This is a genomic window from Streptomyces sp. NPDC007189, assembly GCF_040703635.1.
Lineage (GTDB): Bacteria > Actinomycetota > Actinomycetes > Streptomycetales > Streptomycetaceae > Streptomyces.
The window spans coordinates 117,405-131,920 of sequence record NZ_JBEYEY010000008.1 but is presented as its reverse complement, the minus strand read 5'-3'; the positions used below and the strand labels follow the sequence as shown (position 1 = coordinate 131,920).

The following is a 14,516-nucleotide window of genomic DNA, read 5'->3' as shown; positions in this document are numbered from 1 at the left end:
AGGCGCGGCGGTCGTCACCGCGCCTGCCGGGCGGTGCCGGTGCGCACATCGCCCCCGCGGGTTCTGAGCGGCACGTCCGCTTCGGTGAGCACGCGGTGCACGAAGCCGTAGGACCGACCGTGTGCTTCGGCTATGGCCCGGATCGATCGGCCCTCCTGGTATTCCCTGGCGAAGACGTCCGCCAGTTCCTTGCGTGCGCCACCGGTGATCCACTTCCCCTTGTGTATTCCCTTGTACACGAAGATCTCCTCTCCAGAAGTCGGAGTGTGATCACTGGTGCCCACGTCGCGGCCTTCCATGTGGCAGTTGTCTGCTCACTGTCTCGGCAGCACGTCACTACCGTGTCGCCGGGCGAGATGGGCTCAGGACTCGGTACCGGTGGGCTGCCACGGGCTCGGGCCGGTGCCGTGGCACCATGCCACGAGGCGGGGGCCGTCCACGCAGACGATTCCGCACTGCCGTGCGTACTCCAGAGCGGGTTCGGTGAACTGGCTCGTCGTGACAAGCGCTGCGACATCGGCCTCGTGAATGGTGAAACAGGTACCCCCGAAGCGCTGCACCTCCTGTGAGCCGACTTTGTGGCTGTCGCCGTACTGTTTGCACTGGATGACCAGGCGCCGTCCGTCCGGCGTGACCGCGACGACGTCCGCCCCCAAATCGCCCGCGCCTCCCACCACTTCCACCTCTCGACAGCCACGGTCGGCGCACAGGTCGGCTATGGCGCGCTCGAAGTCGTCGGGGTCCAGGTCGGCGTAGTCGGCCAAGCAGGCGCACGTGGGCGTTGTCATTGCGTCAGCGACATGCTCTGCCGCTCCACCGGTCCGTACCGTCGGCCGGCCGGCTTCCACCACCACTGTCTCGCGCAGGTCGTCGGACGCCAGCTCGGCTGCTTCCTCCAGCGCCCGGGTGGCCCGGCCGGCGCAGCGCGTGAAAGACGCCTTGCGCCACCGGGACCGGGAGACCAAGGCGCCCGCGAGGCCGAGCAGGGCCAGGGTTACGGCCCACAGGGGGCGGCGCTCGATGACGTCGGCCGCGGTGCGCACCAAGAACGCCAGGACGCAGAAGATGATCGCCAGCAGGGTGAAGAAGAGAGCGGTCGCGCGCAGATCGAACCGTCGTTCTCGATGTGCGCGGCGAACGGGGCGCGTCGGTATGGCCATCGGGCTCCCTCCTGGGCAACGAGTCAAGATCAGTGATCTACGCATGCCCAAGATCGAGGAACAATCCGCAGCCGTGAGTGCGGCGCGTTGTGTGGTCAGCTCACGCAGTGTCTCCAAGCGGCTCAGGACGACGACCGGAGCCGGCGGCCGACAGGACGACCGTTTATCGCGTCAGGTGCCGTAGTTCGCTGTCGTACAGCTCGGCCGGGGCGAGTCCCATGCCGGTGAAGTGGCCTGCCAGTTCCAGGGAGAGGATGCCGTGCAGGCGGGTCCAGAAGAGGAGGGCGCGACGCAGGGCGGCTGGGGGTGCGGGATGGTCGGCCGCCCACTGCCGGTGCTCGGCGAGGTGGTCTTCGAGGCGGGCGTCGTCGGGGATGTCCACGGCGGTACTGCTCGACTGGGCGGCGTCGAGGAGGGCTTCCATGATTTCGGAGGCGATCGCTGTGGTGTCGTCGGGTGCGTGGTAGCCGGGGACGGGTGTGCCGTAGATGAGGAAGTAGCGCTGAGGGTCGTCCAGTGCCCATGTGCGCAGCGCGTGTCCCAGTCCGGCCAGATCCGCGCCTGAGGCGGCAGCGGCGCGGATGGAGTCGGCGAGACTGCGGTAGGCGTCCCGGATCAGTTCGGTGATCAGCTCGTCGCGACTGGCGAAGTACCGGTAGAGGGCGGGGCCGCTCATGCCCATCTGCTTGGCGATGGCGTTCAGGGAGAGTCCTGGCGCCCCGGCGGCGGCGATCTGCTCCCAGGCGCGTTCCTTGATCTCGGCCCGCAGTTGGGCCCGGTAGCGCTCGCGTGGTGTCTCCTTGCCCGCAACGGTCACGTACTTGTCCCTTCGTCGGCCTCGCCGTCGGCTTTGGCGGAGCCGAACAGGGCTGCCGGTCCGCGCCGCCGCGAGTTAGAGCCTATAACGAATGTTCTTGACCGTCACGCAAGCGTCAGTTATAACTTCTAACGAACGTGTCATCCGCTAACTGCCGTGTCCGATGGAGGTCGCCATGAACGTGGGAGAAATGGTCGAGGTCGTGCTGCCCGGGAAGGTCGAGCCGGAGGGGCTGCAGGTGCGGCAGCGGGCCGTTCCGGCCGCCGGTCCGGGCCAGGCCCTCGTTCGCATGGAGGCGACCGGTGTCTCCTTCGCCGAGCAGCAGATGCGCCGGGGCCGCTACTACGACCAGCCGCCGTTCCCGTTCGTGCCGGGCTACGACCTGGTCGGCACCGTCCACGCGGTCGGCGCCGACGTCGACCCCGCCCTGGTGGGCACACGCGTGGCAGCGCTGACGAAGACTGGCGGCTGGGCCACCCACGTCGTGCTCGAGGCCGCGGACCTGGTCGAGGTACCCGACGGCGTCGGTGCGGCCCAGGCGGAGACCGCAGTGGTCAACGGCATCACCGCCTGGCAGATGCTGCACCGCAAGGCACGCGTACGGGCCGGCCAGACCGTCTTGGTGCACGGCGCGAACGGCGGAGTCGGCTCGATCCTCGTCCAGCTCGCGCTCACCGCCGGGATACGGGTCATCGGCACCGCCTCCGCGCGCCACCATGAAGCGCTCCGGGCCCTGGGTGTCACCCCCGTCGACTACCGCACCGAGAACATCCCCGCCCGCGTCCGTGAACTGGCGCCCGGCGGAGTGGACGCGGTCTTCGACCACGTCGGCGGCCGCAGCGTGACCGACTCCTGGCACCTCCTCGCCCCCGGCGGCACCCTCGTCTCCTACGGCAGCGCCGCGACCCGCGACGACACCGGCTCCAAGCAGTGGCCCGTGCTCAAACTCCTGGCCCGCGTATGGCTGTGGAACACCCTCCCCAACGGCCGCAACGCCTACTTCTTCAACGTCTGGGCGGGCAGGGCCCTGTCCAAAAACCGCTTCCGCGCCCGCCTGCGCAATGACCTCACCCAGGTCTTCGCCGCCCTGCACCGCAGTGACATCACCCCGGCCATCGCCGCCGAACTGCCCCTCAGCCGCATCGCCGAGGCCCTGCGCCTGGCCGAGTCGGGCACGGTCAACGGCAAGGTCGTCCTGATTCCGTAACCACACCGATCACCCACCGCAACGCCAGCCCGCCCAGCCGTCTCACCCAGAGTTCGGCAGGCCCGCAGCGGAGACCGCATCGTCTGGGGCAGCGCGGCCCCGGGCGTCACCGCCGTACACGTATGGACACGACCCATCCAGGATCGAGGACCGAGCATCGACATCGCGCGGCAGCAGCACCCATGAGCGCGCGCGTCGACATTCCGGTCCTGGCGTCCGGCGGTTCGCCGCGTACAGATCGACCCGGGAGCCAGCCCATACCGGGAGTCAGCCCTCACCCCGGGGTGCCCAAGTGCCGGTGTGCGAACGGTTCCGCTCCCGGACACGGCAGCCGGACCCGCCGCTCGCCACCGCACCCGCGCCCGAGGCCGCTGTGGTTCAACCCAGCGCGTCCATCAGGGCGGTGACATAGGCATCCAGCCGCTCCTCCACGACTCGCGCCGTCAGCTCTGTCCTCCCCGCCTCCCGCCAGGACCGCGCCACCAACTGCACCTCTTCCGAGCACGCCAGTGCATCCCGCACCCGCCAGTACAGCCGCTCGCTCGCGGCCCCGGCCAGCACCCCGCCGGCCTCCTCATACGCCTCGGCGAACCGCTGACCCCACCCCGGTCCGTGCAGCAGCGCGAGATTGGTCGAGCAGTGCGCCACATCGAGGTCCGCCGGGCCCCAGGAGGTCGCCGCCCAGTCGACGACCCCTGTGATCCGGGCACCTGCCGGGCTTGAGGGCGGCACGTCGAACAGCACGTTGCCGGGTTGAAAGTCCCGGTGCAGGAATCGCCCTTCATAGTGCGGCGCGGGCTTGCGGATCACGTCGATCGCCGCGGCCCATGCCGCCGCGTGGGCGCCCTTCGGAACCACGACAGTGTCGGCGGTCGTCAACGTCACATACTCCCGGGGCCGCTCGGCAGGTCGCAACGCGTGGATCCCCACAAGCTGACGGGCCAGCAGGGGAACGCGCGTCTCCACTCCCGCATCGTCGATGACCGGCCGGCCCGCCAGATGTGTCATCAGCAGCGACGGATACTCGCAATGCGCGGCGGTCGGATCAACCGCGACCAGTCCAGGAGCCGGTACGCCGGTCCCCGCGAGCAGGGTCAGGGCGCCGGCCTCCCTGCTCAGCCAGTCCTCGGCGCGCTCCACGTAGAACGGGTCGACGAAGGTCCGCAGCACCAGGTCACGGGTACCTCCCTCCCGCGTGCCGATGGTCAGCCTCCGCATTTCCGCAGTGATCCCGCCGTACAGCACGTCGGTTCTGACGATCCGTTCGCCGGCCTCCAGGTGCCGGCTCACCCAAGCCAGTGTCAACGGTCGGACAGCCGCCGCCTCATCGTGGTCGGTCACCGTGCCACCTCAACATCCGGACGGCGGCATACGCAAAAGCTTTCCAGCCTGAGGCCGGTAGGCGGGCGCAGCCGGCGCCGTTGTCGTTTCAGGGGCGGTTCACCGGGGCGCGCAGGCGCCGTACGCGGGCGGGGACCGGGCCCGTCGACTCGCGGTCGATGTACGTGGTGTGCAGGGTGTGCCGGCGGGGGCGGGCGGTGGCTCCGTTGATGCGGCGGATGAGGATGTCCGCGGCCAGTCCGCCGAGTTCCTGCACGGGCTGGCTGACCACGCTGAGCCGGGGCCGGATGAGTGTGGTCCACTCCGCGTCGTCGAAGCCGATGACCGAGACGTCGCCGGGAATGCGCGCGTCGAGGTCGAGCAGGGCGTCCAGGGTGCCGAGGGTGGCCACGTTGTCGGTGGTGAACAGGGCGGTGGGGCGGTCGTCCGAGGTCATCAGTTCCAGTACGGCCGAGCGTGCCCAGGCCCGCTCGTAGCCGGTGTGCCGGATCAGTTCCGCCGAGCGCGGGATGCCGGCCCCGCGCAGGGCCTGGCGGTAGCCGGCGACGCGTTCCGTGGTCGTCCAGATGTCCGCGCCCGGCGCGAGACTGGTGCCGTCGTCGCCGGGCATGGCGGAGGTGATCACCGCGATGCGGGTGTGTCCGGCGTCGGTGAACCGGGTCACCGCCGCCTTGACCGCGCCCCGGTTGTCGACGACCACGGTGTCCAGCGCGGCTCCGGTGAGGACACGGTCGAGCAGGACCACCGGGATGCCGGCGGAGACGGCCCGGGCGAGGTGTGCGTCGTCGGTGGCGGCCGGTGCCACCACGAGTCCGTCCACGCGGCGCTCGATGAACAGCTGGACCGCGGCCTTCTCCTTGTCGCTGTCCTCGTCGCTGTTGGCGAGGATGGCCTGCAGCCCCGCCTTGGCCGCGACGTCGGAGACGCCGCGCACCGCGCGGGCGAAGTAGGCGTTCTCCACGTCGGCGACGACCACTCCGAGAGTGTCGGTGCGGCCGCTGATCATGCTGCGGGCCACGGCGTTGGTGCTGTAGCCGAGCTCGGCGGCGGCGGCCAGCACCCGTTCCCGGGTGGCCGCGCTCGCCGAGCCGTACCCGCCGAGGACGCGCGCGGCCGTCGCCTGTCCCACGCCGGCGTGCCGGGCGACGTCCGGGATGGTCACGCGGCGCCGCGGCTGCGCTTCTGGAGGCATGTCCGGCTCTCTCCATGTCGGCCCGGCGAACTCCGGGCAACGGGGCGGTGGAATTCAGCGCCATTCAACCATTGACGCGAGACCTCGGGCCGTGGGTAAGGTACGACCGCGTTGGTAACGTTATCAACTCTCGCCGGAACGCATCCGCCCGCCGTCTTCCGGACGGCCGTCCCCGCGCCCCGCCGGACGGCCGCCCGCTCCTCTCCCACCCGAACTCCGGAGGTCTCCGCGATGGCAACCGACACCCTTTCGCCGCCACCAGCCGCCGCAGGCCCGGCCATCACCCTCGTCGACGTGGTCAAGGACTTCGGCGGCGCGAGCGACGCAGCGGCGGTACGAGGGGTGAACCTCACCATCGCCGAGGGGGAGTTCTTCTCACTGCTGGGGCCGTCCGGCTGCGGCAAGACCACCACCCTGCGGATGATCGCCGGGTTCGAGGAGCCGAGCAGCGGGCAGATCCTGCTGCACGGCCGGGACATGGTCGGCGTCCCGGCCAACAAGCGGGACATCAACATGGTGTTCCAGTCCTACGCGCTCTTCCCGCACCTGAGCGTCGCGGACAACGTGGCGTTCGGGCTGCGCCGCCGACGCGTGGCCAAGGGCGAGATCCACGACCGGGTCGACCGCATCCTGAACACCGTCGAACTCGCCGACAAGGCCGACCAGCGCCCCCGGCAGCTCTCCGGCGGCCAGCAGCAGCGCGTGGCCCTGGCGCGGGCCCTGGTCAACCGCCCCCGCGCCCTGCTCCTGGACGAACCGCTCGGCGCACTCGACCTGAAGCTGCGCCAGTCCATGCAGCTGGAGCTCAAGCGGATCCAGCGCGAGGTGGGCATCACCTTCATCTACGTCACCCACGACCAGGCCGAGGCGCTGACCATGTCGGACCGGATCGCGGTGATGAACGGCGGCCTGATCGAGCAGGTCGCTTCCCCGCAGGAGGTCTACGAGCGGCCCGCCACCGCGTTCGTCGCCGGCTTCATCGGCACCTCGAACCTGATCAGCGGGCGCCTGACCAGCACCGGACCCGAGGGCGGGGTGATCGACCTCGGCGACGGCCAGCGCATCACCGTCCCGGCCTCCGCCGCGCCCGGCGTCGGATCGGACGTCCAGGTCACCGTACGGCCGGAGAAGATCACCCTGACCAGCGGGGCGGCCGGCACCGCCAGCCGTATCCGCGGCACCGTGCGCGAGGTGGTGTACCTGGGCACCTCCACCAGCTACACGGTGGCCACGAGCACCGGCGCGGAGATGACCGTCTTCCAGCCCAACGACGGCACCGCCGGCGTGGTCCCGGCCCGCGGCGACACCGTCTGGCTGTCCTGGGCCACCGCCCACTCCTACCCGCTCGGCGCCGCGCCCGCCGCCCCGGCCACGCCCGCCACCGCCGGCCGGGTCATGCCCGACTCCGGTTCCCTCACCCCGAGCTGACGACAGGTCGACCCACCATGCCCCTGCAGCCCACACCTCCCGCGCCCTGGGTGCGCGGACTGACCGAGCGCCGCTGCTCCCGGCGCGGTCTGCTGCGCGCCGCGCTCGGCGCCGCCGCCCTGGCCCCGCTCGCCGCGTGCAGTGTGCCGGGCGCCCGCAAGCCCGTACCCCGCACAGCAGCCGAGATAGCCGCCGCGGTCAACAGCTTCTGGACCGGACGGACGAAGAAGGGCCGGCTCAGCTTCGCCAACTACACCCAGTACATCGACACCGACCCCGGCGACCAGAGCCGGCACCCCACCCTGACGGCGTTCACCCGCGCGACCGGCATCAAGGTCGCCTATGACGAGGTGATCGACGACAGCGCCTCCTGGTTCGGCAAGATCCAGCCGGAGTTCGCCTCCGGACAGGGCATCGGCTACGACCTCATGGTGGTCGGCGGCGACAGCTACCTGACCAAGTACATCGAACTCGGCTACCTCGCCCCGCTCGACCACAGCCGCCTGCCCCATGTCGCCAGGTATGGCGGGGCCGCGTTCAAGAACTCCTCCTTCGACCCCGGCAACGTCTACACCATGCCCTGGCAGTCCGGCATGACCGGCATCGGCTACGACCCGGCCAAGGTGGGCCGGAAGATCACCAGCTGGCAGGACCTGCTCGACCCGAAGCTCAGCGGCAAGATCGGCATGTGGAACGACGCGGTGCAGATGGGCAACATCGCCCTGCTCGCCATCGGCGTCGACCCGGAGAAGTCCACCCACGCCGACTGGCGCAAAGCCGCCGCCTGGCTGCGCAGGCAGCGCGACGCCGGCCTGGTGCGCTCCTACAGCACCGCCACCTACCAGTCCTCCCTGCAACGCGGCGACCTCTACGCCTCGCTGGTGTACTCCGGTGACGTCTTCCAGGCCAACCAGAGCGGTTCACGGCTGGAGTTCGTCATCCCCGACGAGGGCGGACTGCTGTGGACCGACAACCTCTGCATCCCCTCGACGGCCGCCCACCCCGTCGACGCCCTGACCTACATGGACTACGTCTACCGGCCCGAGGTCGCGGCGAGGATCAGCGAGACGGTGCAGTTCGTCTGCCCCGTCCCCGGCGCCCGGGCGGCCATCGCGCGCGACGCGGCCGCCGCCACCGGCAAGCGCCGGACCCTGCTCGACTCCCTGAGCACCAGCCCCCTGGTCTTCCCGACCGAGGCCGACGAATCCAGACTGCGCCACCTGCGGGTGCTCGACGAAGCGGAGGAGAAGCAGTGGAACGCGCTGTTCGAACCGATCTACCAGTCCTGACCCGCCGAAGGCGGCGCCCCGGCGCGGCGCTGGCCCCGTATCTGTTGGTGCTGCCCGGCTGGCTGTGGCTGGCCGCCTTCTTCGTGACCCCCGTGATCGTCATGGTGTCGCTGTCCCTGCAGACCGGCGACTTCATCGACGGCTTCCGCCAGACCTTCCACTTCCACACCTACGCGGCCGTCGTGGAGACCTACCACGTGCAGTTGGTCCGCTCCCTCCTCTACGGCGCCGCGGCCACCGTCGGCTGCGCCCTCGTGGGCTACCCGGTGGCCTACTGGATCGCCTTCCGGGCCGGCCGGCACAAGTCGGTGTTCCTCTTCCTGCTCCTGCTGCCGTTCTTCGTCTCCTTCGTCATCCGCACCCAGTCCTGGAACGTGGTCCTCGCCGACAACGGCGTCCTGCTCGGCCCGCTCAAGCACCTGGGGCTGCTGCCCGTCGGCTTCCACGTGCTGGCCACCCCGTACGCGGTGATCGGCGGACTGACCTACAACTTCCTGCCGTTCATGGTGCTGCCCGTGTACGTGGCCCTGGAGCGGGTGGACGCCAAGCTGATCGAGGCCTCCACCGACCTGTACGCCTCCCGGGCGCAGACCTTCTGGCGCGTCGTACTGCCCCTGTCCCTGCCCGGAGTCTTCGCCGGTGTGTTGCTGACCTTCGTGCCCGCCTCCGCCGACTACGTCAACGCAGGCATCCTCGGCGGTCCCTCGACCACCATGATCGGGAACATCATCCAGACCGAGTACTTCACCAACCTCGACTACCCGGCCGCCGCCGCCCTGTCCTTCGTGCTCATGGGCGCCCTTCTGCTGGCCGTGTTCGCCTACGCCCGCGCCCTGGGCACCGAGGACGTGCTGGAGGTGGCCGCGCGATGACCACGCACACCGTCGCCCCCGCCGACGAGACGACCGCCCACCGGCCGGGCAGCGGCCGCCGCCCGCGCCGCCGCCCCACGCTCACCGTCTACACGTGGCTGGTGCTGGCCTGGCTGCTGCTGCCGATCGCCGTCATGGTCCTGTTCGGCTTCAACGACACCCGCAGCAAGGTGAACTTCACCTGGCAGGGCTTCACCCTCACCTGGTACCGGCACCTGTTCGCCATCCCCAACCTGACCTCCGCGCTGGTCAACAGCCTCACCATCGCGCTGGTCGTCGCGGTGGTCGCCACCCTGCTGGGCACCCCGATCGGCCTGGCCCTGGGCCGCCACCGCTTCCGCGGCCGCGGCTCCGTGGACCTGCTGCTGTTCGCCGCCATCGCCGCCCCCGAAATCGCCCTGGGCGCAGCCCTGCTGTCGCTGTTCATCGTCCTCGGCGTGCCCCGCGGCTACGGGACCGTCCTCATCGCCCATGTGGCCTTCTGCATCCCGTACGTCGCCATCACCGTACGGGCTCGCATGGCCGGGCACGACCCGACGCTGGAGGAGGCCGCCCGCGACCTCGGAGCCGGACCCTGGACGGCGTTCCGGCTGGTCACCCTGCCGATGCTGCTGCCCGGCGTGGTCTCCGGCGCCCTGCTGTGCTTCGCCCTGTCCATCGACGACTACGTCATCACCAGCTTCAACGCCGGCCGTACGGTCACCTTCCCGCTGTGGGTGTACAGCGCCGGCCGTACCGGCGTGCCCCCGCAGGTCAACGTCATGGGAACGCTGATCTTCGCCGGCGGCCTGATCTTCGCCGGTGCGAACGTCCTGTTCGCACGGCGTCGCGCGGCCTGACACCGATCCCCGCGCCCCCAGGACACCGGCCCGGCCACGGCCGGTGCGGACACAACCCCTCGAAGGAAACCATCACCGTGCTCTCTTTCAACGAAGCCGAGTTCGTCGCCCAGACGGAAAGCCTCCTGGCGCTGCGCCCCCGGATCGAGGAGGTCGTCGACCGTCTCGTGGACGAGGGGTACGACAACGTCCTCCTCGTGGGCGCCGGCGGCACGTACGCGCAGATGTGGCCCTACGAACACCTCGCCCGGCGCACCTCGGTGCTGCCCGTGCGGGCGGCCATCGCCGCGGAGCTGGTCGTCTCGGGCGACGCCCGGCTGGGCGAGCGCACCGCCGCCGTCTTCACCTCCGTCTCCGGCACCACCGAGGACAGCATCAAGGCCATCGACTACTGCAAGGAACGCGGCGCGTACACCATCGGCTTCACCGGCCACCCCGACAGCCGCGTCGCCCAGCAGGTCGACACCGCGCTGGTCTCGGCGCCCAAGGCGTGGCCGTTCGACGTCCAGATGCTGCTGTTCATGGGCCGGCTGCTGTCCCGGCGCGGGGAGTTCGAGGGCTACGACCGCCTCGCCGGCGAACTCGCCGCCCTGCCGCGCGTCCTGGTGGACGTCGCCCGCCAGGCCGAGCCGGTGGCCTCCGACTTCGCCGAGGCCCACAAGGACACCGACTACCACTTCCTCATCGGCGGCGGGAACCTGTGGGGGTTCACCTACCTGTACTCCATGTGCATCCTCGAGGAGATGCAGTGGCTGCGCACCACCCGGGTGCACAGCGCCGAGTTCTTCCACGGCTCGCTGGAGCTGCTGGAGGAGGACACCAGCGTGATCCTCTTCCAGGGCGAGGACGAGACCCGCCCGCTCACCGACCGGGCCGAGGCGTTCGCCCGGCGCGTCTCCAAGGACGTCACCGTCTTCGACACCCGCGACTACACCTTGGACGGCATCAGCCCCGAGTTCCGTGGGCTGCTGGCGCCGCTGGTCATGGACACCGTGATGGACCGGGTCAGCAAGCACCTGGAGCGGGTGCGCGACCACTCCCTGGACCTGCGCCGCTACTACCGCGTCATGGACTACTGACCGCGGTCCGTCCCACCCCCGTCCATCCGCCCCAAGCGGGCGCCGCGCACCCGTGCGGCGCCCGCGCCCGTTGGAGACTTTGATGAACATCCTCGGTTTCGGCGACAACGTCGTGGACCGTTTCGTGGACCGCGGCATCGACTATCCGGGCGGCAACTGCGTCAACGTGGCCGTCTACGCCCGCCGCCTCGGTCTCGACGCCGCCTATCTGGGGGTGTTCGGCGACGACGACCTCGGCGCCTTCCTCCGTACGGCCGTGGCGGCCCAGGGCGTCGCCGTCGAGCACAGCGTGGTGCGCCACGGCGAGTCCGGTGTCTCCACCCTCCATGTACGGGACGGCGACCGGGTCTTCCTCGGTTACAACGGCGGCGGTGTCACCGTAAGCGAACCGCTGGTCCTGGACGGCGAACTGCTGGCGTACGCGGCGTCGTTCTCGCTCGTGCACTCCAGCGTCTACTCGCGCACCGAGAGCGAACTGCCCAAGCTCTCCGCGGCCGGCCCGCTGGTCAGCTTCGACCTCTCCGACGACGAGGAGTTCCGCGCCCCCGCCTACCTCGACCGTGTCTGCCCCCACCTCGACCTGGCCCTGCTGTCCTGCTCGGACCTGGACGAAGCCGCCACCCAGCGGTTGCTGGAGGCGGTGGCGGCGCGGGGAGCACGCATGGTGCTGGCCACCCGGGGCCTGGCCGGGGCCACCGTGTACGACGGCCGGACCCTGGTGACGGCACCGGCTCTCGCCGCGGACGCGCGGTCCATGGCCGACACCATGGGCTGCGGCGACGCGTTCCTCGCCGGTTTCGCGGTGTCCCTGCTGCGCGACGGCTGGTCGCGCGGCAACCCGCCGTCCCGCCCCCGCCTCGAACGCGCCCTGGAACACGGCACGCAGTCGGCCCACGACCAGTGCTTCGTCGAGGCCGCCTTCGGCCACGGCCGCCCCACCGCGCCACCCGCGCCCGCCGCCCCACAGACCCCGGCGGTCCGGGCGCCGCTGGACCGGTGAGCACCCCTCGGTGTGCGGCACCGGCGGGGCGGGACGGACCCGTGCGACCGCGGTTGTGCGGTCGTCGCTGCCGCCGGTGTGAGCCGGTGAGATCGGGGGAGGGGGAAGGCGGCCGGGCCCACTCGGGCACCGGCGGTGGCGCAGTGCGGAGATGCGGTCACGGCGTCCTGGGCGCTCCAGCCGTGGTCCACCGTGCCGAAGTGCCGCAGGACGCCCAGCAGTTGTCGCGCCTTCGTCGGCGTGAACAGCGGCAGGGGCGTCTCGCATCCCGATGACGTGCCTTGTGCGAAGCTGTCGGCCCCCGGCTGGCGGCGCTCGCCGGGCCGACAGCCGGTCGACCTGAACGGGTCCGAACCTTGACAAGCGGATCATGGACGCCGCGCTCACCGCACGCTGCCTGGACATCAGCGAGTCGAAGACGCCGCGCGGCCGGATGCCGGCCCACCGCCTGCCCCCGGCAGGGTGACCCGCACCTTGTACTTCGGCCAGGACGCACCGGCCGATACGGCTCGTTGAGCCGCTTGAAACGAGCCCTTCCGTTCCGCTCCGGCGCAGGCCAGGCCGAAGCGTCGGTTCACCCGGCGTTGAGCGGTCAGGGCTCCCGCTGTGACCGGATCGGTCCGTCCCCGGACCCGATGAGGCCTGTCGCCACTCCCGCCCCGCCGGTCAGGCTTGGGAGCATGACCCGAGCACTGATCGTCATCGACGTCCAGGAATCCTTCCGCGCGCGCCCGCTGTGGGAGACCATCTCGAACCCGAAGATCGCCGACCAGGTCGACCGACTGGTCCGGCTCGCCCGCCAGGCCGGGGACCTGGTGGTGTGGGTGCTGCATTCCGAGCCCGGCAGCGGCGATGTCTTCGACCCCGCCCTCGGCCATGTCCGGCTGCTGGAGGAGCTGGAGCGCCGGGACACCGAACCGCTGATCCACAAGACCTCGCACAACGCCTTCACCACCACCAACCTGCAGCAACTCCTCACCGAGCGCGGCATCCAGGAGCTCACGGTCTGCGGCATCCGAACCGAGCAGTGCGTCGAGACCACCACCCGCGTCGCGAGCGACCTCGGCTACCGGGTCACCTTCGTCATCGACGCCACCGCGACGAATCCCATCCCGCACCGTGATGCTCCCGCCGACCAGAGCGTCGCCGAGCTGCTGGCGGACCCCCGCACCCTGAGCGCCGAGGAGATCATCAGGCGCACTGAGTACGCCCTTGCCGGACGCTTTGCCACCATCACCACGGTCGGGCAGCTGGAGGCCTCGGCCGGGCGTCGGGCATGATGACCGGATAGTGAGCCACATCGTCTTTCTCCTGGTGCCCGGAGTCCATCTGCTGGACCTGGCAGGCCCCGCGCAGGTCTTTTCCACCGCCTCCGACTTCGGGCACCCCTACACACTCAGCTACCTCTCCGAGGAGCCGGTGGTCCTCACCGCTCAGGGCCTGCCCCTGGTGGCCCGTCTCGAGTGGCCCGAGCTCGGCCCCGAGGACCTGCTCGTGGTGCCCGGCTGGCGGGCGCCCACCCTGGCCGGCGGCCCTGCCATCGGCACGGCCTCCCTGGAGTCTCTCCGGGACCACCACGCCAGGGGAGGGACCGTAGCCAGCGTCTGCGCCGGAGCCGAGGCGCTCGGCCAAGCCGGCCTGCTCGACGGCCGCCGCTGCACCACCCACCACGATGTGCAGGACGAGCTCGCACGCCGCTATCCCGGGACGACGGTCGTTCGCGATGTCCTGTACACCGCCGACGACCGGGTGGTGACCTCGGCCGGCATCGCCAGCGGCATCGACCTGGCCCTGCACTTGATCGCGTCCCGGCACGGCCCCGCCGTCGCCGCCCAGGTCGCCCGGGACATGGTCGTCTACGCACGGCGCAACGGCCATGAACCGCAGGCCAGCGCAATGCTCCGGTACCGGTCCCACCTCGACGACACGGTCCACCACGCCCAGGACGTGCTCGACGCCCACTTCGACCGGCCGTTGCCCCTGTCCGCCCTGGCCGCGACCGTGGGCGTGAGCGAACGCACCCTCACCCGCCTCTTCACCCGCGCCACCGGCGGCCTGACCCCACTGCGCTACCAGCAAACCCTGCGTCTCGAACGCGCCGAGCACCTCATCAGCCACGGCGCCACGGTCGATGCCGCCGCCCGCGCGGTCGGCTTCGCGGACCCCCGCATGCTGCGCCGCCTGCGAGCTCGGGAGCACTGACCGCTGGAGATCTTCGACCATCGATCCGGCTAGGCGGACCGCGTCGAGGTCGGCTGCAGGCTGCTGATCGCTGCGACCGTCGCCTACGCC

General features: G+C 70.7%; 14 protein-coding genes. 9 read left to right on the top strand and 5 right to left on the bottom strand.

Going from position 1 to position 14,516, the window contains the following annotated elements; genetic code table 11:
• Nucleotides 1-14 precede the first annotated feature (14 nt).
• The 3 genes from AB0950_RS18565 to AB0950_RS18555 all read right to left on the bottom strand — a co-directional run bounded on the left by AB0950_RS18565 (nucleotide 15) and on the right by AB0950_RS18555 (nucleotide 1,977).
• Nucleotides 15-227, bottom strand: coding sequence for a helix-turn-helix domain-containing protein (locus AB0950_RS18565; protein ID WP_360158795.1), 213 nt, complete (start codon nucleotides 225-227; stop codon nucleotides 15-17).
• A gap of 135 nt (nucleotides 228-362) precedes the next feature.
• Complete coding sequence (locus AB0950_RS18560) at nucleotides 363-1,160, bottom strand: restriction endonuclease (protein WP_366778959.1); 798 nt, start codon at nucleotides 1,158-1,160, stop codon at nucleotides 363-365.
• Nucleotides 1,161-1,323: 163 nt separating this feature from the next.
• Nucleotides 1,324-1,977 (bottom strand): TetR/AcrR family transcriptional regulator, encoded by a 654-nt coding sequence (locus AB0950_RS18555; protein ID WP_360158355.1) that lies wholly within the window; start codon nucleotides 1,975-1,977, stop codon nucleotides 1,324-1,326.
• A 175-nt stretch (nucleotides 1,978-2,152) separates the two neighbouring features.
• Here AB0950_RS18555 and AB0950_RS18550 point away from each other — a divergent pair, with 175 nt between their 5' ends.
• Entirely contained in the window at nucleotides 2,153-3,184 is a 1,032-nt protein-coding gene (locus AB0950_RS18550; protein WP_366778958.1) for a medium chain dehydrogenase/reductase family protein, read from the top strand.
• A 378-nt stretch (nucleotides 3,185-3,562) separates the two neighbouring features.
• On the opposite strand, the gene AB0950_RS18545 is transcribed toward AB0950_RS18550, so the two are convergent.
• Both AB0950_RS18545 and AB0950_RS18540 read right to left on the bottom strand, forming a co-directional pair.
• Nucleotides 3,563-4,525 (bottom strand): aminoglycoside phosphotransferase family protein, encoded by a 963-nt coding sequence (locus AB0950_RS18545; RefSeq protein ID WP_366778957.1) that lies wholly within the window; start codon nucleotides 4,523-4,525, stop codon nucleotides 3,563-3,565.
• Between the two features lie 88 nt (nucleotides 4,526-4,613).
• The gene (locus tag AB0950_RS18540; protein WP_366778956.1) at nucleotides 4,614-5,717 is read right to left on the bottom strand and encodes a LacI family DNA-binding transcriptional regulator; all 1,104 of its coding nucleotides are present in this window, start codon (nucleotides 5,715-5,717) and stop codon (nucleotides 4,614-4,616) included.
• Between the two features lie 231 nt (nucleotides 5,718-5,948).
• Here AB0950_RS18540 and AB0950_RS18535 point away from each other — a divergent pair, with 231 nt between their 5' ends.
• The 8 genes from AB0950_RS18535 to AB0950_RS18500 all read left to right on the top strand — a co-directional run bounded on the left by AB0950_RS18535 (nucleotide 5,949) and on the right by AB0950_RS18500 (nucleotide 14,426).
• On the top strand, nucleotides 5,949-7,145 hold the full coding sequence (locus AB0950_RS18535) for an ABC transporter ATP-binding protein (RefSeq protein ID WP_360571991.1): 1,197 nt from the start codon (nucleotides 5,949-5,951) through the stop codon (nucleotides 7,143-7,145).
• 17 nt (nucleotides 7,146-7,162) lie between these two features.
• Nucleotides 7,163-8,434, top strand: coding sequence for a spermidine/putrescine ABC transporter substrate-binding protein (locus tag AB0950_RS18530; protein WP_366778955.1), 1,272 nt, complete (start codon nucleotides 7,163-7,165; stop codon nucleotides 8,432-8,434).
• Nucleotides 8,398-9,306, top strand: a complete 909-nt coding sequence (locus AB0950_RS18525) for an ABC transporter permease (RefSeq protein WP_360571986.1) — start codon at nucleotides 8,398-8,400, stop codon at nucleotides 9,304-9,306. Before AB0950_RS18530 ends, AB0950_RS18525 begins: the two co-directional genes overlap by 37 nt.
• Nucleotides 9,303-10,145 (top strand): ABC transporter permease, encoded by an 843-nt coding sequence (locus tag AB0950_RS18520; RefSeq protein WP_366778954.1) that lies wholly within the window; start codon nucleotides 9,303-9,305, stop codon nucleotides 10,143-10,145. Before AB0950_RS18525 ends, AB0950_RS18520 begins: the two co-directional genes overlap by 4 nt.
• A gap of 77 nt (nucleotides 10,146-10,222) precedes the next feature.
• A complete protein-coding gene (locus AB0950_RS18515) occupies nucleotides 10,223-11,224 on the top strand; it encodes an SIS domain-containing protein (protein WP_366778953.1) in 1,002 nt (333 codons plus the stop codon).
• A gap of 82 nt (nucleotides 11,225-11,306) precedes the next feature.
• Complete coding sequence (locus AB0950_RS18510; protein WP_366778952.1) at nucleotides 11,307-12,224, top strand: PfkB family carbohydrate kinase; 918 nt, start codon at nucleotides 11,307-11,309, stop codon at nucleotides 12,222-12,224.
• A gap of 680 nt (nucleotides 12,225-12,904) precedes the next feature.
• Nucleotides 12,905-13,504: an isochorismatase family protein gene (locus AB0950_RS18505; RefSeq protein WP_360158326.1), complete on the top strand. Its 600-nt coding sequence runs from the start codon at nucleotides 12,905-12,907 to the stop codon at nucleotides 13,502-13,504.
• Between the two features lie 10 nt (nucleotides 13,505-13,514).
• On the top strand, nucleotides 13,515-14,426 hold the full coding sequence (locus AB0950_RS18500; protein ID WP_366778951.1) for a DJ-1/PfpI family protein: 912 nt from the start codon (nucleotides 13,515-13,517) through the stop codon (nucleotides 14,424-14,426).
• Nucleotides 14,427-14,516 lie beyond the last annotated feature (90 nt).

Coding starts and splice junctions, on each gene's coding strand:
- AB0950_RS18560 (WP_366778959.1), bottom strand. CDS start 1,160: ATGGCCATACCGACGCGCCCCGTTCGCCGCGCACATCGAGAACGACGG.
- AB0950_RS18550 (WP_366778958.1), top strand. CDS start 2,153: ATGAACGTGGGAGAAATGGTCGAGGTCGTGCTGCCCGGGAAGGTCGAG.
- AB0950_RS18505 (WP_360158326.1), top strand. CDS start 12,905: ATGACCCGAGCACTGATCGTCATCGACGTCCAGGAATCCTTCCGCGCG.
- AB0950_RS18510 (WP_366778952.1), top strand. CDS start 11,307: ATGAACATCCTCGGTTTCGGCGACAACGTCGTGGACCGTTTCGTGGAC.
- AB0950_RS18530 (WP_366778955.1), top strand. CDS start 7,163: ATGCCCCTGCAGCCCACACCTCCCGCGCCCTGGGTGCGCGGACTGACC.
- AB0950_RS18520 (WP_366778954.1), top strand. CDS start 9,303: ATGACCACGCACACCGTCGCCCCCGCCGACGAGACGACCGCCCACCGG.
- AB0950_RS18535 (WP_360571991.1), top strand. CDS start 5,949: ATGGCAACCGACACCCTTTCGCCGCCACCAGCCGCCGCAGGCCCGGCC.
- AB0950_RS18540 (WP_366778956.1), bottom strand. CDS start 5,717: ATGCCTCCAGAAGCGCAGCCGCGGCGCCGCGTGACCATCCCGGACGTC.